The following is a 26019-nucleotide window of genomic DNA, read 5'->3' as shown; positions in this document are numbered from 1 at the left end:
GCGTCGGTAGTCACACTACCAAGCCGTGGTAGCCGGGCTACCAAGCGATGGTACCAAAATCGCACATGTGGTTTACTACGGTTAAACCTCTTTTCTCTCAAATTCCACAAGTTAAAAACCAATTATTTCTGTTGTGTTTAACAGATTTTTCTTATCTTTGCCACCGAACTAATAACGACAAATAATACTAAAACAATATGAAGAAAAGACTTTATTTCCTATCAGCACTGTTGCTAACAACGGCCATCAATGGCTTTGCACAGCGACGCACCGACGCACTCGACCGCGGTCTGACGGCTGTCAAGACGGCTGACGGTGTGTTCTGCTCCTGGCGTATTCTGGGCGAGGAGTACTACGACGTGAAGTACAACCTCTATCGCGACGGCACAAAGGTGGCCTCGAATCTGGAGGTATCTAATTTCATTGATGCTGCCGGCACGACTGGCAGCAAATACACCGTGAAGGCTGTGGTGCGTGGCACTGAGGAAACTACTGGCAGCAAGGCCGCCGATGTGTGGGCCAACAAGTATCTGGAGATCACGCCCACGCATGACGGACTGAAGTCGGTCTATGTGCCCAACGATGCCTGCTGTGCCGACGTCGATGGCGACGGACAGGTGGAGATGCTGATGAAATTCGACAACCAGAGCGAGATTTCGCAGTCGTACCCCAAGAACGGTCCAAAGATTGACGGTGTGGACACCAAGGAGTATAGTCTCTTTGAGTGTCTGAAAATGGACGGCACCCGTCTGTGGTACATCAACTGTGGTCCTAACATGGGCGACTTCCAGAACAACGAGCAGAACATTGCTGCCTACGACTGGGACGGCGACGGCAAGGCAGAGGTCATCATGCGCGCTGCTGATGGCACAACCATCTACGATGCTTTCGGCAAATCTCACGTCATTGGCGACGCAACCAAGAACTACCGTGGAACCACTGGCGGCGGCACCAACTGGTTTATGCACGACGGTGCCGAGTATCTGGTCTATCTGAACGGTGAGACCGGTGTGCCCTATCAAATCATGGAATACCCCCTGAAGCGACTGGAGGATGGCGAGACCGACCTGGAGAAGGCGTGGGGCGACGGCTACGGTCACCGCTCGTCAAAGCACTTCTTCGGTGCGCCCTATCTGGATGGCCGCAAGCCCAGCATCTTCTTGGCACGTGGTATCTACACCCGTCATAAGATGATTGCACTGGATGTCGATCCTGCCACCCACGCACTCACTGAGCGCTGGCGCTGGTACTGCGACGACAGCAGTTCGCCTTGGTATGGCAATGGCTATCACAACTATGCTGTTGCCGATGTCGATTGGGACGGACGCGACGAGATTTGCTTCGGTTCGATGGTCATCGACGACAACGGAATGGGTCTTTCAACAACGGGACTGGGCCATGGCGACGCACAGCACCACAGCGACTTCAATCCCTATAAGCATGGTCATGAGATCTTTGCCTGCTTGGAAGACAACCCTGGCAACAACTACCGCGATGCCACCACGGCGAAGATCTACCACCGCTTTGTCAGCAGCAGGGACGACGGTCGTTGCATAGCAGGCAACTTCTCTAACGACTATCCTGGCGCCATGGGCTTCTCGGGCTACGACAACCCCATCAGCTGTGTCACCGCCGACTATGTCAGCGGCATGACCAAAGGAGGCATCCCCGACAACTTCCGCATCTACTGGGACGGTGACCTCTGCGACGAGGGACTGAACTACTCGAACGGCAAGAACACTGCCATCGCTATCTATAAGTACAACAAGGGCTCACTGGAGACGCTGGCTGGCTCGCTGACCAACAACGACACCAAGGGCACACCTTGCTATCAGGGTGACCTCTTTGGCGACTGGCGCGAGGAGGTGATTGCCCGCACGGCCGACAATAAGATCCGTATCTACACCACCACCATCCCCACCGAGTGGCGCAACTACACGCTGTGGCACGACATGCAGTACCGCAACGCCATGGTATGGCAGATGAACGGCTACAACCAGCCGCCTCATGTCAGCTACTTCCTGGGCGAGCTGGAAGGCATCACTGCTGCCCCACCCGCTCTGACCAACACCAACCGCACCGAAATACAGAATGGCGGTAGCATCGGTACGGCTCAGAACGACCAGCAGGTGATGATGGCCGAAACCAACGACATGACCGTCAGCGTGGCCAATGGTGCTACGCCCTATATCTTCTTTGACAATGCGCCAAGCTGGGTTCAGGGCCACAACAACAATAACAACATCACCAGAACCTACTATACCCACACGCTGACCGGCGGTGCCTTCACTGGCGGCATGCGCCTGGTGAAGCAGGGCGACGGCACACTGGTGCTGCCCAACGTCACCGAGACATACACCGGCAACACCGACGTATGGGCCGGCACACTGCAGTTTGACGGTACCATGCAGTCGAGCCCCGTATGGCTGAACCGCCACACCAACCTGATCTCTAACGGTGGCACCTTCAACGGCGGCATCAAGGCCGACTATAATGCCACCATCTATCCTGGCGGCAAGAATGCCACGGGCACTTTGACAACGACGAACTTGGTGCTGGGCTTCGGTTCACGCATTGTCTTCGACGCTAATGCTGACAATACCGACAAGATTAACGCTACGAAGTTGAGCATTGAGAAGAAAGACTGGAAGTATGGTCCTGAATATTCGACACCCGTCTTTGAGATTGTTGACAACGGCCTTGTTCCCGGCAATTATACGCTGGCCACAGTCAGCGAACTGGAGGGCAATATCAACGACATCAAAGTAGAGGGCATAAAGGGTAAGAAATTTACGCTGACATACGAGGAAGGCAACATTGTGCTTACCATTATCAAACTGCGCGATGCAACAAGCATCGTATGGAATGGTGGCACAGATGGCGTATGGGACTTCGCAGGAAGCGAGAACTTCGCTATAAATGGCGCCAACAGTTCTTTCGTCACTGGCGACGACGTCACCTTCAACGATCAGGCAAATGTAACGACCGTCAACGTCACAGAAGAAGTATATCCTGGCAGTGTAGAATTCAACAATAGCAAGGACTTCACGCTGTCTGGCGATGGCAACATCGTTGGTTCAACAATGCTGACTAAGAAAGGCGATGGCAGCCTGACCATCAACAACACAAATAAGTTTACGGGTGGCACCAAGATCGAAAGCGGAAAAGTGATTGTTTCTGCACTGGCCGATGTAGAGGGTAGTGACTATGGTGCCTTAGGCGGTAACAACGAAAAAATTATTCTCGACGGAGGCACTCTGGTTGTGCCTTCTGGAGGCAGAACAAGTCAAACAATAGCACTAAGCAAGAAAGGTGGCACACTCGAAACAAAAGGTGCGTTCACTCTCTCTGGTACTACCACGCGCTATGGCACTAATGCAGGTGCATTCCTGCACAAGACGGGCAATGGCACACTGACGTTGAGTACCTCAAATAGTTTTGACACACTGTATGTGGATGCTGGCACAGTGAACATCCGTGAGACCAATGCAAGCATTATGTCTGCTCCCACAACGATCGTGTTTAATGGTACGAACACCACCGTTGCCGACGAGAACAACTCTTACTCCTACTCTAAGAATACCACGAACTATGAAGTGACAGAAGGCGCCACAGGCAAGCTCTACCTGGATGGACGCTGTGACTATAGCGGAACTCTGAAGGGCAAGGGCTCTCTGACGGTTTACGCCACCTATGTCAGAAATATCCTGAAAGGCAATTGGAGCAATTTCGAAGGTACGCTGATTGCAAATCATAGCGGTAGCAGCTATGAATTTACTTGGAACAACAGCTATGGACTGCCAAAGGCCACACTTAATATTGATGGTGCGACCACGTTTACCAACAAGCTGTCAACATTGACCCTTGGCGCTCTCGATGGCAGCGGCACAATGGCTATGACCGGTAATCTGACGGTTGGAAATGCCAACAGAGATATGAACTTCAGTGGAAAATTCAGTGGTTCGGTCAATGTATTTAAAGTAGGAACAGGTGCTTGGACTATCAAGACGGCTATCAATGCCAATGAGTTCACGCTCTCTGACGGTAGCATCGTACTGAACAATGCAAAGGCTACCACGTCGCTCTTTGGCTCTGCAACAGCAACCGTACAGAAAACTGCAAGTTTGAAGGGCGTAGGAACCGTAGGCAACGTCAGAGTGATTGAAGGTGGAACACTTGAGCCTGGCGATGTCACCAAGACGCGTCATTATGGTTGCATCAACTCTACTGGATTCATATACCTCTACCCCACGTCTAAACTTAATCTGAACATCTATAAGATGCTTACCAACGACAACGGTCGTTCGTTTATTACAGTGAAAGGCAAACTGGAGATTAAAGGCGATATCAATATTGGCATGGGTGACGAATATGAGCCCGCGGCTGGCGATGAATTCATCATGTGGACCTGTGGTTCACTGGATGCTGAGCCTACTGCTATCAATCTGCCCACACTTCCTGAGGGATTGGCATGGGACACCACAGACTTGCTGAAGACTACTGGTAAGCTGCGCGTCATCTCTACTTCTACAGGTATCAATGATGTACGTGACAATAGCAACAAAACTACGGTCTATACACTTTCTGGACGAGCAATCAGCACTCCCAGCAAGAAAGGCATCTATATCATTAACGGCAGAAAAACGGTCATCAAATAAAACATGAGAAAAAGTATTATCACACTGTGCGCCCTCTTGACAGCATCAACGGGCTACGCACAAAAGCCAAGTGATACGCCAGCAAGCCAGATGGAAAAGCTGGATCGTGGACTGGTCGTTGTACCGCAGTCCAATAAGCACTTCATCAGCTGGCGTATGCTGGGCACTGATACACCTAATACATCATTCGAGGTATTGAAAAATGGACAGTCCCTGAAAAGTGACATCATCGGTGCAACCTTCATGTCAACATCTGGTTCTGCCACTGACACCTATCAAGTGAATGTCTATCAAAACGGTCAACTGACAGAAACGACAAAGGCTGTCAGCCCTTGGAGCAAAGCTTTCCTTGAGTTGCCTCTTGACAAGCCCGCAGGAAGTGGTGACTACAGCTATTCGCCTAACGATTGTTCGGTGGGAGATGTGGATGGCGATGGACAATATGAGATCTTTGTCAAATGGGATCCCTCCAACTCTAAGGACAATAGTCAGGATGGTATTACCGGCCCCGTGTTAATAGACTGCTATAAGCTGGATGGAACAAAGCTATGGCGCATAGATCTGGGACAGAACATACGTGCTGGTGCCCACTACACGCAATTTATGGTCTATGACTTCGATGGCGACGGCAAGGCAGAGATGATGTGTAAGACTGCCCCCGGCTCTAAGGACAGCCAAGGCACTTATGTGAACCAAGCTACTTCAAATGTCACCATCAAATCGGCAGACAACACCAAATCATGGATTACATCATCGGGACGCATGGATGGCGGACACGAGTATCTGACCGTCTTCAATGGCTTAACTGGTAAAGCCATCAACACCATTGCCTACTATCCCAACCGTAATACCAAGACCGAACTGAGCGAAGCAGACGGAACATTTAATTGGGCGGTTGGCAAGACGGATAACCACGGCTACAACCGTGGCGACCGTTATTTGGCTGCTGTAGCCTATCTGAGTGGACCAGAGGCTAATCCCAGTGGTATTTTCTGCCGCGGCTACTATAGTTATGCCTATGTATGGGCTGTGGACTTCGATGGTACACAATTGAAGCATCGCTGGCTTCATCGTTCCGATTCTAACACACAATGGTCGGTGGTCGATGCAGATTTAAAGGAGTCTGCAAAAGTGACAGCTCCTCAGGCCACCAGTGGCAGTGGCAGCAATACAATGTTTGCTAATGGCAACCACAACCTCAGTGTGGCCGATGTTGATGGCGATGGCAAAGATGAAATTATCTGGGGCGCAGCAGCCGTTGATGACAATGGAAATCTGCTCTATGCTACGGGCTTCGGTCATGGCGACGCCATACATATGGGTGATCTTAATCCCGATCGTCCCGGACTTGAGGTTTTCGATGTACATGAGGAAAAAGGACCCTACGCATGGGATATCCATGATGCTGCTACCGGTGAGATTCTCTTGAAGGGCGGACAGTCAGGGAAAGACAACGGTCGTGGCTTGGCTGCCGATATCATTGCTGATACTCGTGGCTATGAGTTCTGGTCGGCCTACGGTGGATTCAACAGCAGCGACAGAATCCAAAATCCGTTCAATGCTATCACCAAAGATCAGGTAGGCACAGTGATGCCGTCGATGAATTTCCGAATTTATTGGGATGGTGACGCACTGGACGAACTACAGGATGATATCAACATCTATAAATATCATGCCACGACATCTGCCACCAGACTTGGACTAAGCAGCCGCTCATATCCAAGCGGTCTGTCGAACAATGACACGAAGGCCACGCCTTGTCTCTCTGCCGATATCTTTGGCGACTGGCGCGAAGAGCTCATACTACGCAATGCCACAAATGATGCACTGAATATCTACACAACGCTGACAACCACAAAATACCGCGTCCCCACCCTGATGCACGACCATGTGTATCGCATGGGCATCTGCTGGCAGAACGTGGCCTACAACCAGCCTCCTCATCTGGGCTATTACCTGCCCGACTTCATCGAGTCGTTCCAGGGCGTAGATCCTACGGGCATCCAGGAAGTGAAGAGTGCACCAACCACTCAGGACAAGGCATACTACAACCTGCAGGGGCAGCGCATCGAGAAGCCGCAGCACGGCATCTACATCCACAACGGCAAAAAATATCTTGCCAAATAGAATTCCCCAATTCCCCGTAGGCAGCGGTTGAGCCGCTGCACCACCATCATAAAAAAACGCCCGTTCAGTTCGAACTGAACGGGCGTTTTTTATGATATGCTATCTAAACTATTGTTTCAACTTAAATGAATGCTCTATGCTGTTCATCTCCTCCCTGAAGGCTTGATTCACCTTCAACTGCTTCTCCACGCTGGAACAACTGTAGAGCACCGTTGAATGGTCGCGTCCGCCAATCAACTGTCCGATGCGTGAGGCGGGCATCTTGGTGTACTTCTGTGCCAAATACATCGATATCTGACGGGCCTGCACAAACTCACGCTTACGGCTCTTGCTAAACACTTGCTGCTGGTTCACGCCGTAGTGCTTGCACACTGTCTCCATGATATCATCGATGGTGAGCGGATGATTGTCTATCTTCACCGCACGCTTGATGACGCGCTCAGCCAGATGCAAGTCGATATTAGAGTTATAGACAATGCTATAGGCCAACAATGAATTCAGCACGCCCTCCAAGTCACGCACACTTCCGTTGGCGGTCTGTGCCACGTACTGCAACACTTCCTTGGAGATCTTCAAACCGTCTCGACGACACTTTGACTCCAGGATATCCACACAGAGCTGCACGTTGGGCTTTTCAAGCTCGGCAATCAGTCCGCAAGAGAAACGTGTCAACAGGCGGTCCTTCACCCATGTCAAATCCACAGGAGGACGGTCGCTGGCAAGGATAATCTGCTTACCCAAACGGAACAGGTGGTCGAAGATGTGGAAGAACGTGTTCAGCGTCTCCTTCGCACTGGCCCACTCTTGGATATCATCCACGATGAGCACGTCCAAACTCTGATAGAAGTTGATAAAGTCGTTGGTGGTGTTCTGCCGTACAGAGTCGGTAAACTGCACCTGAAACAGACGTGCTGAGATATAAAGCACACGCTTTTTCGGGTACATCCGTTTGCACCTCAAGCCAATGGCATTGATGAGGTGCGTCTTACCACAGCCCGACGGACCAAAAACGAAGAAAGGATTGAAGGTAGATTTGCCAGGATGTTCGGCTATGGAAAGACCTACCGTGCGAGGCAACTTGTTCGAGGCACCCTCAATATAGTTATCGAACGTCTTCTTGGTGTCAAGCATAGGGTTCAAGTCCTGTGGCACTGCAGCCTCGATGGTCGAAGGTGCCTTATTGGCACGTGCTCTTGGAGGCACTTCATCGATGGATGAGTCTCCCTCACTCTCCCAGTCTTGTATCTTCTTGTTAACCTTATCCGTAACCAGTCGATAGGTCAACTTGACGTTCTCGTTGAAGCTTTTGTTCAGCGCCCAAGCTATCAAACGCACGTAGTATTGCTCCAAGTACTCGTAGATATAGGGACTTGGAACTTGTACCAATAGCGTTCTCTTTTCAGGGTCATACGACTCGAAAACGATTGGCTCAAACCACGTTTTATATATTTGCTCCGAAACATTCTGCTTGATCAGATGCAGGCAGTTGTCCCAAAGCATCTTATAATTATTTTGCATCTTAGGCGTTAATACTTTTTTTATATTATGTTAAAAGATAGGTGTCTTCCTATTTCTCAACTTGTGAGTGCAAAGTTCGCACTTTTTTTTTATTTTTCAAAATCACTTAAATCACGCTCCCGTGTTTACAAACATCGCAACTCCTTAAAAATAGGGCAATTACAACGTTTCACGATAATGAATAAAACATAGCCCCTTGTGTAATTCAAACATGCTATTATTCAACTATTTAGCAGGTATCCAACCATAAAATTGAGCAATTTGTTATTTAGACAAAATAAAATTAGTTTCCTTTCCTGCCAAATACCGAGAAGTGAACATAGCGTTTGGGATGCAAGCGCAAATCCATCATTAAAGAATCAGCGTGATACATCGTTGCGTTAAGGTTGTTATAGAGCGCACGATCATTAATCAGCAGCCCCAGAGTGCCCTCCTTGCTATTCATCTTGTCGGTGGTTTGCTGCAGATTGTCCATGGTAGCATCCACCTTATTCATCGTTGCAGCCAAGTTCATCTCGTTCAGTTGACGGGTGAAGCCCTCTGTATTGGCCAGTACACCATCAGCCTTTTTCAACATCTGTGGCATCTGTTTGTTCAAAGAGGCTGTCAAGGTGTTCAACTCGCTGGTGGTTGTGGTGAGATTGGCAGTCACGCCATCCACATTATGAAGGATACTTGCCAATGCAGGGTCTGCCAACAGTTTGTTCAGACTCATCAAGATAGAGTCCACCTTTGGAATCATGGCCTCAAGCTGTGGCAGCATGTCGGCAGCTTGATCCATTGAGCCACGAGCTATCTCGCCCCTGATGGTGTCGCCCACCTCCATCAGTTCTAACGGATTTTTACCGAATTTCAGTTCCATCTTCACATTACCCAGCAGATCACTCGAAATCTCGGCTGAAGTACCAACAGGCAACTGCAACTTCTTGTTCAGTTCCACCAAGGCCAAGATGTTCTTTGGATTATGATAGTCATAGATGATCTTCTTGACAACACCTACTTTGAAGCCATTGGCATAGATAGGACTCGATGCCGACAAGCCACTGACGTTGTCAAACTTTGCATAGTATTCATTGCCTCTGTTGAACAGATTCAATCCTTTCAGGAACTGCATGCCAGCAAACAGAACAATGATGCTCACAATGGCCATCAAGCCTATTCTTACTTCCTTTGTAAAATACTTCATGGTTTCCTTTCTATTTTTATTTCTTATTTGTTTTTATATTCACGAATGGCGTCCTGCACACTGATGCGCACGCCGTCTTTGAAGGCAACAATAAAAGCCTCGGGGAATTTCTTGGCCACCTCGCTGCGTTTCTCGCTGATCAGCTTGTAATCGGTCGAGGCACCCACGGTGTACTTCCACAGCCCTCCATCCTTATAACTCTCTACATCCTTCAGTCCCTTAAAGCGTTCATTACCCACACGCAACTGTCGTTCGCTGGTAAGAAACTGTACCTTAAACACAGGAGCCGATGTATGACCTACTGGAGCGGATTCCTCTGTCCGTCCAACGGGTTTCTCTTCCTCGGCCACAACAGGTTCTACAGCCTTGGCAGATACTTCGATGACAGTTGCCTCTGTCGTCTTGTCTGGTTCAACCTGCTTGACTGTCTCTGTCGGTGCAGGTGTTTCAGCGGGCTTAGTTGTTTCTGCGGGCTGACTTACTTTTGACGTTGTCTTTGCAGGCAATGCAGGCGTGACGCCCTGACTCTTGTTCTTAAATTCCAAGAATGCCTGATAAATGCCACGCCCCATAGCATCCACATTGGCAGGATTGGTCAGATAGGCCTCTTCCGATGCAGTGCTGATATAGCCCAACTCCACTAAACAGGCAGGCATAGAGGTCTCGCGCAGCACCAGGAAAGCATCCTGCTTCACACCCTTGTTAGGACGTCCTGCCGTAGCACAGACACGTTTCTGTATCAGTTTTGCCAGTTCTACGCTCTCCAGCATGTTGTCGTCATTGATCATCTCAAAGATGATATAGCTCTCTGGCGAACGCGGGTCAAAGCCTGCATAGTGCTGTTGGTAGTCTTGCTCTATCAGCACCACGTTGTTCTCGCGCATAGCAGCACTCAGTTTCTCGTCGCTGCGCCGCATACCCATGGTGTAGGTTTCCAGTCCCGTGACTGGTTTCTTACTTGCCACAGAGTTGGTGTGTATCGAGATAAACACATCCGCCTTGTTTCTATTGGCAATGCTGGCACGTTCGTGCAAAGGAATGAACACATCAGTCTTACGGGTATAGATGACCCTTACGTCGGGGCAGTTCTGCTCCACGTAGCGTCCAAAAGCCAACGCTACACTCAAGTTAATGTTCTTCTCTTTCGATCGTTTGCCAAGTGCGCCGGCATCCTTTCCGCCATGTCCAGCATCAATCACCAACGTATAGCGATGTTTTCCTGCTGCCGTCATGGTACAGGTCATCCCCAATAATATAAAAAAGGTATATAATAATCTTCTTAGCATTTCTTTGTTTTGTCGTTTACAAGATGCAGGTTGACGCCTGCTCCTGCGCAGGCAGCCCCCATCGGTGGGTTGTTCTTCATCACCCGTATGTCGGCATATGCAGCCTGTGACCATTTCTGGAAGATAGCCTCACCCATACGCAGTGCCACATGCTCCAGTAGTTTCGAAGGCTGTTGCATCTCATGTTTCACCAATTCATACAGCTCAGCATAGTTCAGAGTGTCGTCCACCTCGTCGCTCTCGGCTGCTTTGGCATAATCATAGCCCACCGTCACGCTGACAGTATATTCGGCACCCACTTTCCGTTCCTGAGGCATCACCCCATGAAACGCATAGAATCGGGCCTCACAGAGCAGCACTTCACTGCGTGCAATGGTCGTCATACGGTCCCCTCTTCAACAGCTTGTTCCTCATTATCAGCACTATCGGGCACATACTTCTTCAAAGCACGCTCCACACCGTTCTTCCACGTGTTGATGCTTTCCGACTGAAGTTGCAGCGAGGCCACCAACTTAATGACGTGCTCTATAGGCATGCGATAGCGCAGAACGCCAGAGATCAGCTTGGCATAGTTCCAGTATTCGGGGTTGAAGCGCTCTGACAAGCCCTCCACTGTGATCTTATAACCGCGTGTGTTTGTGAATTGGAAGTCGTAACGTTTGGTGCCGTCAGCATTCACCTGTTTCACGATACGTCCTTTGGTCACCGACTTTGGCAGCACGATGCCCTCATCGTCATCTTGCAGGCCAGTGAATATCTCGTAGGGATAACCATTCAGCAATCCCACCAAAGCCACCCATTTTTCCTTATTGTTCTGAAAGCGAACCACATCGCACTCCAGCACCTGCGGACGTACTTCAGTCACCTGTGGGTGCAGTTGTGACACGTTTGCTCTCTGTGCACAATCATGCAGGTAGCCCAACACACGTTTCACCTGCGCCTCGTTCAAGGCATCAGGCCGATTCCGTTCCTGCTTTAGGATATTGCTCACCCACTGCTGTTCACCACCTTCTTCAACGAACAGTGCTTGCAGCAGATCATCATTTGATAAGGTCTTCTGATTCTCCATTCCGTTCCACATCTTTTTATTGGTGCAAAGTTACGAAAAAGTCGAGAGAAATACAAAAGGAAAACTTGTTTTTTCTTCTTATTTCCGAGACGAAGTAACTTCTCCAAAGGAAAAGTTACGAAAAGTTGAGCGCAAAACAAAAGAAAGACATTTCTTTTTTTTGCCGAGACGAAGTAACTAAGCGACTTTTAGTCGCAAAGTTACGAAAAGTCGAGAGAAATACAAAAGGAAAAACTTGTTTTTAATAAAAAGCGGCGCACTCACGCGAAGTGAGTACGCCTTCAAGGTCATCCTGAACAACCTAGAAAACCTTAAATCCGAACCGCATTATTCTGCGTCACCCTGACTGATACCTCCCTCGTCCAAGGGTAAGTTACCACCAGTAATTTCAATGGTGATAGAAGCGGTGGCTTCAGCATTATCCTTAGATGTGCAGATGATGGTTACGGTGCCGTTTTTCAGCGGTGTAAGCACGCCGTCCTCGCTGATGGTGGCGATGGTAGGATCATCCACGCTCCAGGTTACCTCGGTCTCAGTGACGTAGGCAGGTGTGAACTCGGCGCTGAGCTGATAGCTGGCACCGACGCCGTACTTACCGCCAGCGGTGGCAGGGATATTGATAGTCAGGCTTCCTGCAGTGGGGTGAGTGATCACCTTCACGGGTGTGTAAGCCGTCTGATAGGAGCGTCCGTTCTCGCTGTAGAGCAGTGAGAGGCTGTAGTCCTTGCTGCCGTCGAAGCCGCTGGGCGTAGCGGTGATGGTCAGCGTCCCCTTGGAGTTATCACCCTTAGCATCAGTGATAGCCATTGCAGCATCGTGCTGGCAGAGGAAGCTCAGTCGGGTGATGTCGGCAGCCAGTGTAGAAGCGAGCTCCTTGGGCTCTACCTCATAGACGATGGTAGCAGCAGCCGGCTGATCCACAGTGATGTTCACCACGCCTTTCTCCGTCTGGAACACTATGGAGTTCAACTGCGAGATGGTCTGGTTGTTGTAACTGCGCAGGGCATCGTTCTCTGCGCCCAGCTTGTCGATGTCGTCCTGATAGTCGGTGCAGGACACTGCGCCCAGCAAGAGTGCGGGCATCATCAATGCATAAAAGAAGTTCTTCTTCATATCCATTTATTATTTTTAGATTATTATATTTATATTAATAGCGGCAGCAGATTATTCACTCTTCACGCTTATCACAGCTGCTGCGCGACTCTCCTTGCGACTGCCTAAGTCCATCTCGCCCTTACCCTCGGCCGTGATACGCTCGGCAACGATGCCCTGGTCCACGAGCCAGCGGGCAACCGCCTTTGCACGTCGGTCAGACAAACGCTGGTTGTAGGCCTTCTGGCCGTCGGTAGAGGCATAGCCACAAATGGTGACCTGCTTCTCGGCATACTGCTTCAGATAATCTACTACGGGCTGCAGCTTCTCTGCCTCAGCAGGAGACAGGCGCGATGAGCTGGCAGCGAAGTACACCTTCACTTCGGGAATCTCGGGAATCTCGGGGATCACCACGGGCTCCGGTTTCTTCTCCACCACCACGGGTTCGGGTTTCTTCTCCACCACAGGTTCGGGTTTCTCCTCGACGACTGGCTCGGGCACTACAGGCTCCTCGATGAGTATGTGTTTGCGCGTCTTGCCCAGGGCTATCTTCACGCCCACCAGCAGGTTCTGCTGCCAATCCAGATTGTCGCTCTTGCCCTTCTTCGAGTTCCACTTGTCGGGCAGCACGTTGGCGTTGTATTCCAATCCGAGAGCCACGCGCTCAGAGAGGTCATATTCGATGCCGGCACCGATGCGTCCGGCAGGGAACAGCTTTGTGCCGTCCCACAGCTTCTGGAAACCGCCGTTAGTCAGTGCAGGAATGCCCGTGCTCTCGTTGATGGCTTGCAGGGCATTGGCGTCGTCGTTGTTGAAGCCGACGTTCAAGCCCACGCCAGCCAGTCCATAGACGTTCCACTTACGGTCGGCATCCCAGCCCCAGATGAGGTTGGTCAGCGACAGCGTTGCATCAAGGTTGGCCTGCACGAAGTTCCACTTATACTCTGCCACGGGGTGTGTCTGCCAGTTGCGGGCCTGCCAGCCGGCAGCGCCAAGGCGCAGTCCGAACACAGGTGAGAACTGACGGCCCACGCTCAGTTGGGCAGCAGGCGACAGCAACTTCGAGAACTTAGCCTCGCCCACATGGTAGCCCACGCCCACCTGGGGCTGGACGAACCAGTGGGGCTGGAAGGCCACCGAGTCTCTTGTCTGCGCCTGTACACCTGTCAGCGCCAGACAGAACAGTACAAGAATTGATATTTTCTTACTCATATCTTTCTTAACTCTAAATTCTTAACTCTAAATTCTTATCTACTTAACCACGACCTTTTTGCCGTTGACAATATACAGTCCCTTCGTGGTCGGTGCAGCTTGCAGCTTGCGGCCCTGGATGTCGTAGACGCTCCCCTCGCCTTCAGGAGAGGGGTTGGGGGTGAGGCTGATTCCCGTTGTGCCATCATCAATCTTCAGCACACGGGCGTTAGCGCCTGCCTGGTCGTTACCCAGGTGGAGCACAGCCTTGCCGGCAGGTACCTTCACCTCGTCACCCTCTGCCAGGATGCTGTGGAACTCGTTGTTCTGCAGCACGAAGTAGTGGCCGCTCTCGTAGTGTTTGTTCTCCACGACGGGCTCCAGGCAGTTGTCGCTGCCGTAGTCCTTGTTGTCGCTTGTAGCCACAGGCATACCGCTGGCAATGCGTCCGCTGTAGGCCCAGAGGTCGTAGCTCTTGCCAGCCTCGCCGAGCAGCAGCACACCATTGTTAGCCTTGATGATGCGCTCGTTGCCTCTCTTCAGCATCTCCTCAGGTATAATCTCGGTAGCCACCTCGGCGGTGTTCTTCGTCTTCACGACATAAGCGTCAATGCCCTCGGGGATAATCACGTCGCAGCCAGTACCCAGTGTCCAGAATTTGTTCACCGGAGTCACGGTGCACAGCACCTTCGTTGCCTCGTAGTTGTCCTTCAGACTAGCCATCAGTGCATAGTCGTCGAGCAGAGCCAGTGTGGTGTGGATGACAGCCAGTGAGGGGAATGCGCCCTTCTCAACCTGGATAGCCTTCTCAGTGTCAGGCATGATGATGTCGGTCACATTGGTCATGCCGCCCATGGCGTTAGCGCCTACGCTCACCACGTTCCAGCCATTGACGGTCGAAGGAATCGTTACGGTGAGGTTGTCGCCCGAAGGTGCACCCTCGGTAATCTCGTCGATCTGCAGTTCCTTCTTGTTGCGATCTACTACGGTCACCGTCATGTCGATGTCGTCAACCTTCTCTTCCGTCTCAGTCTTCTCGGCGTCGCCGTCAACCACCTGGTCGAGGATCACGAACTTAGCCGTTACGTTGTCGGTGAAGTTAGTCTTACCCGTTACGGTCACGATGTATTCGCCCGGCTCGGTCTGTGTGTTGCCCTTCACCTCATACTGTGCGGCGGGAACAGTCAGGTTGCCGGCCTTCACTTCGCTGATGGCTGCGGTCTGAGCCACCGGTGTAAACAGGTTGTACTGGAACTCTGTCTGAGCCAGTGTTACGCTGGTCAGCTTGGCGGGCTTGATAACGAAGGTAGCCGTCTGCGTGCCGGTGTAGTTGCCCTTACCCGTAGCCGTTACGGTAGCCGTGCCGGCAGCGGTGTTGGCGGTGTAGGCAACGGTGTAGTCGGTGCCCTCGACAAGGACGGCTGAACCGTCCTTCACAGTAACGGTTGGCGTCTTGGCAGTGCCGTCGTAGGTGTACTCGGTCGTGCCCAGGCTAATGTTGAACAGGTTGGCGTTGGCGGCTACGATGCTCCACTGCACCTTCACCTCGCCCTTGAAGTTACCCTTACCGGTCATCTTAGCCTCGTAGTTGCCCACGTTCGTGGCCTTGTTGCCCTCTACGTCGTAGCTGGTGGCAGGCACTACGATGGTGCCGGCGTTCACGTAAGATACCAGAACGGTCTGCTCCTGCTGGTTATAGACGAAGTTCGTCTCGGTGAGCTGAGCGGCGGTCAGTGTGGCCTGTTCTATGGTCACCTTGAACTGCTGCGGCTCCACGGCCTTATGGTTGGCGTCGTTCACAATCTTATAATATACGGTATATTCCTTAGCCTCCGTACCAGTGGGAACGGTGGTGGTCCACTGCGTGTTGTCGAGCGAGTACATCAGCTCGCCGCCCTCCACGGTGCCGGCGTTGGCCAGTGCCTGCGGCTGGGTTGTATAGACGAGTCCCTCCTTCACGGTAGGCGCTGTAATCACCATGTCGGCCTGTGTAATGGTGAAGGTAGCCGTCTTCGTGCCGCTGTAGTTACCAATACCCGTTGCGGTCACGGTAGCGGTGCCCACGTTCACGTTGTTCGTGTAGGCCAGAGTGTAGTCGGTGTTCTCCACCAGTGTGGTCTCACCGTCCTTCACGGTAGCGGTAGGCTTCAGTTCAGTGCCGTTATATACCAGCGATGAGTTGCTCAGCTCGATGTTGAACAGGTTGGCGTTGGCAGCCACGATGCTCCACTGGGCCTTGGCCGTGCCGTCGAAGTTCTGTGCGTCGTCCTTCGGCAGAATCTCAATCAGGTAGTTGCCCACGTTGGTGGCCTTGTTGCCGCTGATGGTGTAGGCCTCGGCTGGAACGTCCAGTGTGCCGGCCTTCACGCTGGTGATGATGGGCGACTGCTCCTGCTGGTTGTAGGTCAGGGTCGATGCCTCCAGCAGCACGTTGGTCAGGGCAGCCTTGTAGATGGCCACGTTGATAAACTGTGCGTCCACACCGTTGTGGTTGGCATCGCCCACCACCTTGTAGAATACGGTGTAGCTTCCTGCGTTGACTGCTGTAGGCAGCTCCTTGGCATAGGTCTGTCCGTCCAGCGAGTACTGCATCTCGCATGCCTCCATATTGCCTGGGCCGGTAATGCTACCGGCAGCAACCAGCGTCTGCGCCTCGCCGTTGTAGGTCAGCTGTGTCATGGCAGTGGGAGCCGTAGGCGTGATGTCGGCCTTGTTGATGGTGAATGTCTTCTCCACCTGTCCGCTATAGAGGCCGATACCCACAATGGTAGCCTTACCCGTGCCGGCGTTCTCATTGCTCTCGTAGCTCACGCTGTAGTCGGTGTCCTTGGTAAGAACGGTCTGACCGTCCTTCACTGTGACGTCGGGTGTCAGTGCCTGACCGGTGTAGGTCACGGCTGCGATGTCCTCGAAGCTGATGTCGGTGTGGGTGAGCAGCTTGCGGTAGCTCACCGAGATCTCGGCGTTGGCGCGCTTCATGGTGAACGTGAAGGCATTGGGGTTGCCCTCTACGGGCTCCAGCTCGAAGTCCTTCAGCAAATCCACGCCAGCCTGTATGCGCTTGGGTGCCTTCACGGCGCTGCCAGCGGCGTACCACAGTCCCTGCAGTCCGCCTACGCTCCAGCCCGTGTTGGGCTCGATCGCTACCGTTACGGTGGCGCCTTCCTCAGCCTTTGTCACCTCGTTCTCGCCCACGTAGAACTTCACGGTGCCCTGAGCGTTCGTGCCCACCTTGAGGTCGTAGGTCGGAGCGACGCCAGGCATCGTCTCATATACTTCATGGGTATTTGGGTTGAAGTGTATGGTCAAGGTGTAGGTGCCAGCCTTAGCGATATTGATAACGCGGTCAACATTAGGATATGCCTCATCCCAGCTGTGATCCTTCACGACCTTGTATAGCACATTATCATCGAGATAGACGTTGGTGTAGGTGATGCTGTAGGTGCCATCACCGTTCTTCGTCATGTCATTGGCGGTGTAAGTAGGATCCCAAACCGAGCCAAACATGGCTGCGTTGTTGCCGGCCACGGTGTAGGTGGTCTGCGCCCACGCGCCCGTTACTGCCGTCACCAGCAGCACGAGCAATGAAAATATCTTTTGTTTCATATTCATATATAAATTTTAGGACCCTCCCCGTCCCTCCCTGTTGAGGGAGGGGGAAGTCACTCTGTACGTATTTTATTTACTATCAATCACGCATTATTCTTTTCTTACTACTCCCCTCCCTCCACAGGGAGGGGTTGGGGGTGGGTCTTTTTACTTAATCACGACCTTCTTTCCTTTGAAGAGGTAAACGCCCTTCTTCGTCGGCATCTTGTCGAGCTTACGTCCGTTCAGATCGTACCATGCTCCCTCGCCTTCGGAGAGGGTTGGGGTGAGGTTTATTCCTGTGGTCTCGTCGAAGACGAGCGTGATTCGTGCGCTGGGCACGCCAGTGTTGACGCTCAGCCAAGCCTTGTTGGCGCCGATGGCGAGGTCGTTCTTCACGAAGACGAAAGCCTTGCCGTTGAAGGCGTAGTTGGTCACGTTCTCGGTGCTGGCGGCGATGGTGGTGCCGGTCAGGGTGCCCTGGAACTCAGGTGCTACGGTGATGGCCATGTCGGGCTCGGCGCATGGGATGAGGAGGATGACCTTCGTCTCATTGCTCTTGTTATAAACCAGCATTGGAGTGTTGCTTGGCATGGCGTCGCTCCTGTCGCTCAGCACGGCCTGGTCGCCGTTTACGCTGCTGATGGTGTAGAGCACGGCATCCTCGTCCTCCACGTAGAGGGGCTCGTCCCTATAGTAGGTGATGAACTCCTTGGCGGCCACCTCTACCTCGTAGCCCTGGAAGAGCTTGAAGGTGTTGGAGAAGGCGGTCTCGCCGGCGTAGTCGCTGTCGTCATAGGCGAAGGCCTTGAGGGCGTAGAGGCCGGGGGCGAAGTCGAAGTCGTAGAGCTTGACGCCGTCGCCTTCGGGCTGCAGTGTCTGCTCGTCGAGCTTATAGATGCGGCAGAAGTAGTCCTGATCCAGTGTGAGGTCTTTCTGCTCGATGCCGTCGTACACTTCTACGAGTGCCAGCACCTGCAACATGTTCATGTCGGCGGGCTCATAGCCTTCGCCCTGCTCTGCCTTCTTCACGCGGTAGCGCAGGCCGTCGGTGCCGTCGCCCATCTTGGCGGTCATCTGCACGCTCATGTCGCGCACCAGCTCGTACTCGGCCGTTGCGTCGAAGGCGGGCATGGTGAACGATGCCTCAGTGAAGACGGTATCGTTCTCAGCCTTGTTGGTGGTTACCTCGACGGGGGCTGGTAAGACGGTGACAGTGATTGTTTTATCTTCTTTGGCAGCTTCATAATTTTTATTGCCTGCGAATGAAAATGTAATTGTTGCAGTGCCTGTAGCCTTAGCTTGAATAATATATGTATCATTACTATATTCCTTTTTGGATATAGAAGCAACAGAAGCGTCACTTGATGAATAGCTTAACCCTTCTGTTCCATCAGGAGCCACATAAACTTCAAGTTCAGTACTTTCACCCTCACCCATATTAATTGAAGTAGAGCCATAATAAGCGATAGAAGTAGACAATTTGTCTATTGTAAAATTTCCATTCCCGTTAAAGGAACCGCCTCCATCTGGAGAAAACACGGCAGACCAGGTATGATCTCCCGCATCTACAGGGGCAATAAAACCATCAACCATGTTATCATTAACATTGAAACTGCCCTTTGACACACCATCGACGGATAGGTTGAGCGTACCTTTAATTTCTGCCTCAGGATCCATCTGATTCATAATCATACAACGAAAATGTGTTCCCATACGATCATAAATAGAGGCGAAGTCGACATTAATAAGATAATCACCTTGTGCCCATGCGCCCGTGGCTGCGGTCAGTAGCAGCGCGAGCGTCATTATATATCTTGATATTGTTTTCATATATTGTATTCTTTTTATGTTATACCTTTTATATTATATACGCGCGAGAGGGGTTAGTTGTCCTGCGCCTCGGTCACTGCGATGGCCGTGTCGTTCACACTGATGCTGGTGAAGGTGGGTTCGAGATCTCGGGCTGCATTTCCTGCCCACATGTAATAAGTATTATCCGATGGGAAGAAATTGAATTTGAATGCCGTTTTGCTATTCTCATTTTCATCGTTTGGATATGCTTTGAAGACAATCATGCCGCTATTTTCGACCAACTGTATGATCCAGTCAGGGGCAGTTGCAGTAGTTCCTGTGCCACCCGTTTTAGTGTACGTGCCGTCGCCGTTGCTGGTGAAGTTCACGGTTTCTGCGTTACCAACCAAAAGGAATGACACCTTCACGGTCATGCCGGCGGTGGTCAAGGTAGCAGCCAGCGTGGGCTTCGCTCCGCCCTTCTTCACCTCCACCTTGCGGAACTTGTAGCCGGTGTTGGCTTTGACCTTCACCTCGCTGCCCATCTTCACGCCCTCGAGCTTACCCTCGGTGACGGTGGCGGCTGTGCCACCTACAGTAACGGTAGCCTTGCCTGCCTCGATGGTGTTGGCGTTGGCGGCGTTGAAGGTGATGTCGAACTTGTTGGTGAGCACGGTGACGGTGAGGCAGGCGGGCTCGGTGTTTTCGAAGGTGTTGTCGAGCGTGGCGGCTACACCCTCGGGGGCGTCGACGCCCTTGATGTAGTACCATACATAGACATTTCCTCCGTCGTCAGCGACGTTCTCGGCTGTGGGCACTGTGGCGCTGAATGCGGTGAGTGCTGGGGCCTCGGTGGCTGAGGTGCCGATGGCGTACATCAGCGTGCCCTGCGTATCCTCGGTGCTCGTTCCGGCGAAGGCCACGATGCCGGTGCCCTCGGCGATGAGCGATGCGTCGGTGCCGGCGATGACGCCTTCAGCGGCTTCGGGCAGGAGCGTCTTCACTTCGGGCTCGGTGCCCGTGGTGGCGAATGCGGCTGTCTTGGCGTAGATGGGTGTCAGCACCACGTCGCTGCCGGGCATCGTGAAGGTGCCGGTCTTGTTTGCAGCGTTCCAAGCGACCTTGGGACCGCCGGGGGCGGGATAGCAGATTATAATATTAGCATCTGTCTGATACATTCTAAACATTCCCCTGACTTCTGGAGCTTCATCCTCATCGGCAAGAGTGCCACTACTAAATATCAACACTTTAACATTTTCGCCCTCAAAACCATAGATGAGAATAACAGAGCCATCTGGAACGGCCAGCGCCTTTGCCTCTTCTTTGGTTATCTGCACAAAGTCTTTCGGCAGGTCGGCAGCCGATAATTTAGTCTGGTCTTCTGCCCACGAAGCGGGAACGTCAAAGACTTTGGCTTCGTAGCTTTGTGCCCACGCGCCCGCGGTCATTGCAAAGAGCGCGACGAGCGTCAATATATATCTAAATTTATGTATCATAATATTTATTCGTTTAATTGTTTTCTTTCTTTTCTATCTACTCCCCTCCCTCCACAGGGAGGGGTCGGGGGAGAGTCTTTTATACCTTTTATATTATATACGCGCGAGAGGGGGTTACTCGGCAATCGCGTTCCAGTGAGCGTAGATGGTGGTGGCACTGGTAGCGTTGCTGGCGGTAAGTTTCGTGCCGCCTTCAGCAGAGGTGTACCAGCCGTCGAAGGTGTAGCCCTCACGTGTGGGTGCTGCGAAAGTGGTGGCAAGGGCATCGCCGCTGAAGAGGTATTCCACCTTGTCGGCAGTGGAGCCACTGACGCTGCCGCCGCCCAGGTTGTAGGTCACCTTCACGGGGTTGGTGTAGCGGTACAGTCCCCAATAGTGTTCTTTGCCTGGCGCTGGACAAGTGGCAGATTGTACGTGGCCTGTAATCAGGATGGCCACCCTCGGCTCCCCCGAAGTAATGTCAATGGTTTTGTCCAGTTCGCTGAAAGGCGTATGGCCGGCCCAGCTATATTCAATGATATTCGCTCCGATAGGGGACATATTTGTGCCACTACCTTTTTCATAGCCGAAATGCAGTGTGTGTTCACCATTGCTAAAACCACTGCCGGTTACATTGTATGTCGACGGGTTCAGCGTAGGCATGTGGAGGGTGATGGTGCCATCCCTGTTGTTTTCGACTTCGACAAATGATTCTATATTCTGGATTGTCGCGCCTGGTACGAATTCCGGTCTCTTCTTCTTCTCCGCCTTCACGACGATGACTTTCTTCGAGCCGGTGTAGGTGACGGTGACGGCGGTGCCCTTCTTCACGTCGGTGTTGGGGCTGGCGCTCCACTCGTTGGGATCGGTGCCCTCGGCGAAGGTGACGTTGTAAAGAATCTCTGCGAACACGGCCTTATAGGTCATGTCAGCCATGCCAGACTCGATGGTGACTTCGCGAACGGGGTTGGTGTTGGTCTGGTCATCCTCCCAGTACAGGAACTTGTAGCCCTCGGCAGGTGTAGCCTTCAGCGTCACGGTGGCAGTCTTGGCCACGGTGAATGTGTCGTCGCCGTTGATAGTCACGCCGTCGGGAGTGGCACCCTTGTAGAATGTAATCTTGCTGACATTGGTGCTGCAGCTCTGGAGCGTGAGGCTCTTGGTGGCTTCGCCTTCCCATACGGCGCTCTTGCCCTCGAAGGTCCAATTGTCATTAGGTATTATGTCAGGGTTTCTTTCAGAATAATCACCAATCATCGTGAATTCGATGCGGCTGAAGGGGTCGCCTGTGGTGCTGAAGGTAACGGCATCATCATTTACCATCTTGCGAACGAAGAAGAAAAGACTATTATTATACTTATCTTCGGAAATGTACTCTTGGATACGTGCACTCTCGGAGCTGGTCATAGTGATGTCATCTACGGTATATTCCTTGATATCCGACGTCCAGCCCTTCCATGTCTCAGCCGTCCATTCCACTTTGCTTTCGCCGGCAACCTCTACGGTACCCATTGTCTTGTCGTTGGCAGCAAGGGTCACCTTGGTAGGAGCATAGATAGGAGTCAACACGACGTCGCTGCCGGGCATCGCGAAGGTCCATGTGTTAGCGGACGAGCCGGGGGTGACTTCGATGTAGTCGGACTTAAAAACAAGATGGAGGGTCGACTCCTTCTGGATGTTGTAGTCGTTCAGTGTCTTCGAGTCTTCAAGCTCCTTGCCTGCGAAGATAAGACGCTGCATGTCGGTTGGTATCGACTCTTTGGTCTCAATCATCCCTTTTACTTCCAAGATGGTGTTGGTATTTTCCACGTCAAGCGTGATGGTCTTACCTGTCAGCGTCTTGACGAATATCTGCATGGCGCTTGCCGGTACCGCAACCAGCAGTAGCAGCGCGACGAGCGTCAATATATATCTAAATTTATGTATCATAATATTTATTCGTTTAATTGTTTTCTTTCTTTTCTATCTACTCCCCTCCCTCCACAGGCGATTTAGTCCTTAAGCGGACAAAATCTTCAAGGTCGGGGGAGAGTCTTTTATACCTTTTATATTATATACGCGCGAGAGGGGTTAGAACGCGAGGCAGGCACGAACTAAGTTGCCGCCGCCCTTATTGTTGAGGTTCCAAGCGCCGTACTCGGGGAAGAAGAACCACGCGTGTTCGGTATCGCACTCCGTAGAAGACCAGTAGGCGGAGAATTTGCCCCCCTGCAAGCCCGCGTTAGTTTTCAGGTTTGCATAACTACCTGCAGCGGTAGCCATCTTATCCCACTGACCGGCACTCGGCAGGAACCAGGCGCTTGTACCTGTGGGATGAGTGCCGCTGTTGTAGTCTCTGGCTGCCTTGGCTGCAGCATGAGTATGCGAATCATGACCTACAAGCGCATCGGTATTGGCAATGCCAGCCAAATCTTTGAACTGTGTATTACTATTATCATCATAAACATATTGAGTTCCTAAACATGTAACGCTTGTTTGAGAACACCAATTTATATCTGTGCTGGTTACATCCTCCAGTGCCAAGGCGAGGCCGTGATTGTAAGTGGTGCTGGTTTCAGCATCTTTGCCCACATAGGCTATCATGGCCACTTTGGTCACGCCGTCGGGCAGTGTGGCATTAGCGTCGTAGTTCTTGCCGTCGCTGCCGATAATCTGTCCCACTACGGGGTTGACGATGAGAGACTCAGAAGCCTTCTTCTCGGCCTTCACGCCCATGACCCTGCGGGTGCCGCTGTAGGTGACGGTGACGGTCTCGCCCTTCTTCACGTCGGCGTTGGGGCTGGCGGTCCACTCGTTGGGATCGGTGCCCTCGGCGAAGGTGACGGTGTAGGTGGGCTCGGCGGCGATGGTGACGGTGAGGGCGTTGGCGGCCAGGATGTCGCCGTCGCTGAAGTTCTCTTCGTCGGTGTCGCTGTCGTTGCCGCGCACGTAGTAGTAGATGTAGGCCTGGCCCTGGGCGAGGCTCTTGGCGGTGGGCACGTCGGCTGTCCACGCGTCAGCGGCGAGGGCCAGCAGGGCGTCGTCGTCGAGGGCCGTCTGGCTGACGTAGTACATCACGGTGCCCTGTGCGGTCTCGGTCTCGCCGATGTTGGCCACGGTGCCGGCTTTGACGATGGCGCCGTCGGTGGTGGCGGGCACGTCATTGATGGCGGTGGGGGCTGCGGTGAGCGCGGCCTGTGGGTAGTACTCGGGCTCCAGTGTCACGTTGCCGCCGGGCATGGTGAACGTGCCGGTCTTCTTGGCCTTGTTCCAGGCGACCTCGGGGCCGGAGGGGATGACTGTCACGGTGCAGGCGGCGGTCTTCGTCGCGTCGTCGTTGCTGGTGACGGTGACGGTGGCCTCTCCTACTGCCAGGCCCTTGGCATAGACGGTGAGCACGTCGGTGGCGGCTGTGCCAACCTCGGTGCTGCAGTTCTCGTCCTTATAGAGCTTCACCTTTTCGGCGCCCGCGGTGACGTTCCACTTCACGGTCGGGTCCGTAGCGTCATTGGGGGCGACGGTGGCAGTCAATGTCACCGTCTCTGTCTCGCCCAAGGTCAGCGTGGCCGAGGTCGGCGCGAGCGTCACGCTGTTGACAGCGACTTTCGGGCTGATGACAACCTTTTTCTTGCTTGTGACTTGAGTGTCAGTGATTGCATTGCTGCCGTCCGTCAGGATGTAATCAGACGACACGAAGTTCACGGAGGTGGTAAAGGCTTTTCCTGCGCTGCCGCCGCTGCCGCCCCAGCCGCCGTCGCTGCCGCCGTTGCTGCCGCCGTTGCCGCCGTTGGCAGTCACGGTGCCGCCCTTGTAGGTCAGTGTGCCTGCGAAGGCATTGCCGCCGTTGCCGCCGTTGCCGCCGTTCTCCGCTTCGGAATAACCGCCGTTGCCGCCGTTGCCGCCAGTAGCTTTCACGGTAGCGCCACCCTGTACGGTGACGTTGCCACTGATGGCTGCGGCACCATTGGCGCCATGGCCACCATTTTCCGGGTCACCAGCACCGCCGTTGCCGCCTTTACCGCCAGTAGCCTGTACGGTGGCGCCGTCCTGTACGACGATGTTGCCAGTGATGGCTGCGCTGCCGGGGGTGCCGTTGCCGCCCGTCTCACCGTTGCCGCCGTTGCTGCCGGCCTTGCCGTTAACGACGAGCGTGCCGGGTCCTTTGACGGTGAGTGTGCCGCTGGTGATGTTGAGACCGTTGTTGATGGTGACGGTCACGCCGGTGGCGATGGTGACTTCCATGCTAGCCGACACGGTTACTGCGTTGAGCGTCGCGTTCGACGAGTATGACGACGCGAGCTGGTCGGCCCATGCGCCCGTCGCGGCCGTGATTAGCAGTGCGAGCGTCAGTAATGTTTTGGCTAAAAGCCGACTTTTTTCACGCTTGGCAAAGCTCAAGCAAGCTTGGCTTTGCTCTCGCTTAATCAAAAAGTTCTTTAATTGTCTCATATTACTTATAATTTTATTTATTATTGTTGTATCTTTATTTGTTTCCCGCGGCTCTCCCCTCCCTTGTAGGGGAGGGGCTGGGGGTGGGGTCTGTATCTTTCCCTTCTGCCGCAGCTGGTGGGGATTTTGAGGTCACTGACCCCACCCCCGACCCCTCCCCTACGATGGGAGGGGAGCTTTCCCGGCCTCCAACATTACTTGAGACAAAACGGATAAAAACAAAACGCCGAGCTCGAACCTCACCCCTAGAACCTCACCCCTAACCCCTCTCCGAAGGCGAGGGGAACTTATGGCGAGGGGAACTTAAGGCGAGGGGATCTTAAGGCGAGGGGAACTTTGAGGGCGAGGGGAGTGAATACAAAACGCCGAGCTCATCCTTTCGGATGTCTCGGCGGATATTTTTTAGTTTCTGAGTGTCGCAGGAAACTTAGTTCCCTGCGCGTTCAAAGGAGCCCGTTAGCTCTCATCCAGCGCTTACCTTTTGGGGTGTAGGTATAAATGAGGAATATAAGGCATGGCAATCCTACAAATAGTCCAACTAAATACATTCCCATATTACTTGTCCTTTCTTTTATTTGTTAAACTTAATCCTAATAAGTTTGTTGCG

13 protein-coding genes and 1 pseudogene are annotated in these 26019 nt (G+C 52.6%); 2 read left to right on the top strand and 12 right to left on the bottom strand.

Going from position 1 to position 26019, the window contains the following annotated elements; genetic code table 11:
* The first annotated feature begins 197 nt into the window (after positions 1-197).
* Together L6472_RS02490 and L6472_RS02485 are read left to right on the top strand one after the other, a co-directional pair.
* Positions 198-4658 (top strand): autotransporter-associated beta strand repeat-containing protein, encoded by a 4461-nt coding sequence (locus tag L6472_RS02490; protein ID WP_237806869.1) that lies wholly within the window; start codon positions 198-200, stop codon positions 4656-4658.
* Between the two features lie 3 nt (positions 4659-4661).
* Positions 4662-6785, top strand: coding sequence for a rhamnogalacturonan lyase (locus L6472_RS02485; protein WP_237806867.1), 2124 nt, complete (start codon positions 4662-4664; stop codon positions 6783-6785).
* Between the two features lie 108 nt (positions 6786-6893).
* Here the strand turns inward: L6472_RS02485 and dnaA are convergent, their stop codons facing one another.
* From dnaA to L6472_RS02425, 12 genes and pseudogenes are all read right to left on the bottom strand, one after another.
* Positions 6894-8303 carry a chromosomal replication initiator protein DnaA gene (dnaA, locus tag L6472_RS02480; RefSeq protein WP_237806865.1) on the bottom strand — a complete coding sequence of 470 codons (1410 nt, stop codon included), beginning with the start codon at positions 8301-8303 and terminating at the stop codon, positions 6894-6896.
* Between the two features lie 283 nt (positions 8304-8586).
* Positions 8587-9489 carry an MlaD family protein gene (locus tag L6472_RS02475; RefSeq protein WP_237806863.1) on the bottom strand — a complete coding sequence of 301 codons (903 nt, stop codon included), beginning with the start codon at positions 9487-9489 and terminating at the stop codon, positions 8587-8589.
* A gap of 23 nt (positions 9490-9512) precedes the next feature.
* A complete protein-coding gene (locus L6472_RS02470; RefSeq protein ID WP_237806861.1) occupies positions 9513-10775 on the bottom strand; it encodes an N-acetylmuramoyl-L-alanine amidase in 1263 nt (420 codons plus the stop codon).
* Positions 10769-11158: a dihydroneopterin aldolase gene (gene folB / locus L6472_RS02465; RefSeq protein ID WP_237806859.1), complete on the bottom strand. Its 390-nt coding sequence runs from the start codon at positions 11156-11158 to the stop codon at positions 10769-10771. Before folB ends, L6472_RS02470 begins: the two co-directional genes overlap by 7 nt.
* 41 nt (positions 11159-11199) lie before the next feature.
* Positions 11200-11646 (bottom strand): annotated as a pseudogene (locus L6472_RS02460) (ribonucleoside-diphosphate reductase, adenosylcobalamin-dependent); the annotation flags it as partial.
* 525 nt (positions 11647-12171) lie between these two features.
* Positions 12172-12957, bottom strand: coding sequence for an Ig-like domain-containing protein (locus L6472_RS02455; RefSeq protein WP_237806857.1), 786 nt, complete (start codon positions 12955-12957; stop codon positions 12172-12174).
* 51 nt (positions 12958-13008) lie between these two features.
* A complete protein-coding gene (locus L6472_RS02450; RefSeq protein ID WP_237806855.1) occupies positions 13009-14148 on the bottom strand; it encodes an OmpA family protein in 1140 nt (379 codons plus the stop codon).
* A gap of 39 nt (positions 14149-14187) precedes the next feature.
* Positions 14188-17733, bottom strand: coding sequence for a hypothetical protein (locus L6472_RS02445; RefSeq protein ID WP_237806853.1), 3546 nt, complete (start codon positions 17731-17733; stop codon positions 14188-14190).
* A gap of 150 nt (positions 17734-17883) precedes the next feature.
* The gene (locus L6472_RS02440; protein ID WP_237806851.1) at positions 17884-19548 is read right to left on the bottom strand and encodes a hypothetical protein; all 1665 of its coding nucleotides are present in this window, start codon (positions 19546-19548) and stop codon (positions 17884-17886) included.
* Positions 19549-19601: 53 nt separating this feature from the next.
* Positions 19602-21005, bottom strand: a complete 1404-nt coding sequence (locus L6472_RS02435) for a hypothetical protein (RefSeq protein WP_237806849.1) — start codon at positions 21003-21005, stop codon at positions 19602-19604.
* A gap of 114 nt (positions 21006-21119) precedes the next feature.
* Positions 21120-22913, bottom strand: a complete 1794-nt coding sequence (locus L6472_RS02430; RefSeq protein ID WP_237806847.1) for a ubiquitin-like protein — start codon at positions 22911-22913, stop codon at positions 21120-21122.
* A gap of 141 nt (positions 22914-23054) precedes the next feature.
* The gene (locus L6472_RS02425; RefSeq protein ID WP_237806845.1) at positions 23055-25412 is read right to left on the bottom strand and encodes a hypothetical protein; all 2358 of its coding nucleotides are present in this window, start codon (positions 25410-25412) and stop codon (positions 23055-23057) included.
* Between the last annotated feature and the right edge of the window lie 607 nt (positions 25413-26019).

It is taken from the genome of Prevotella sp. E13-17, from assembly GCF_022024035.1.
In the GTDB taxonomy this organism is placed as follows: domain Bacteria; phylum Bacteroidota; class Bacteroidia; order Bacteroidales; family Bacteroidaceae; genus Prevotella.
The sequence above is the reverse complement of the archived record's forward strand: the minus strand, read 5'-3'. Positions and strand labels throughout refer to the sequence as shown.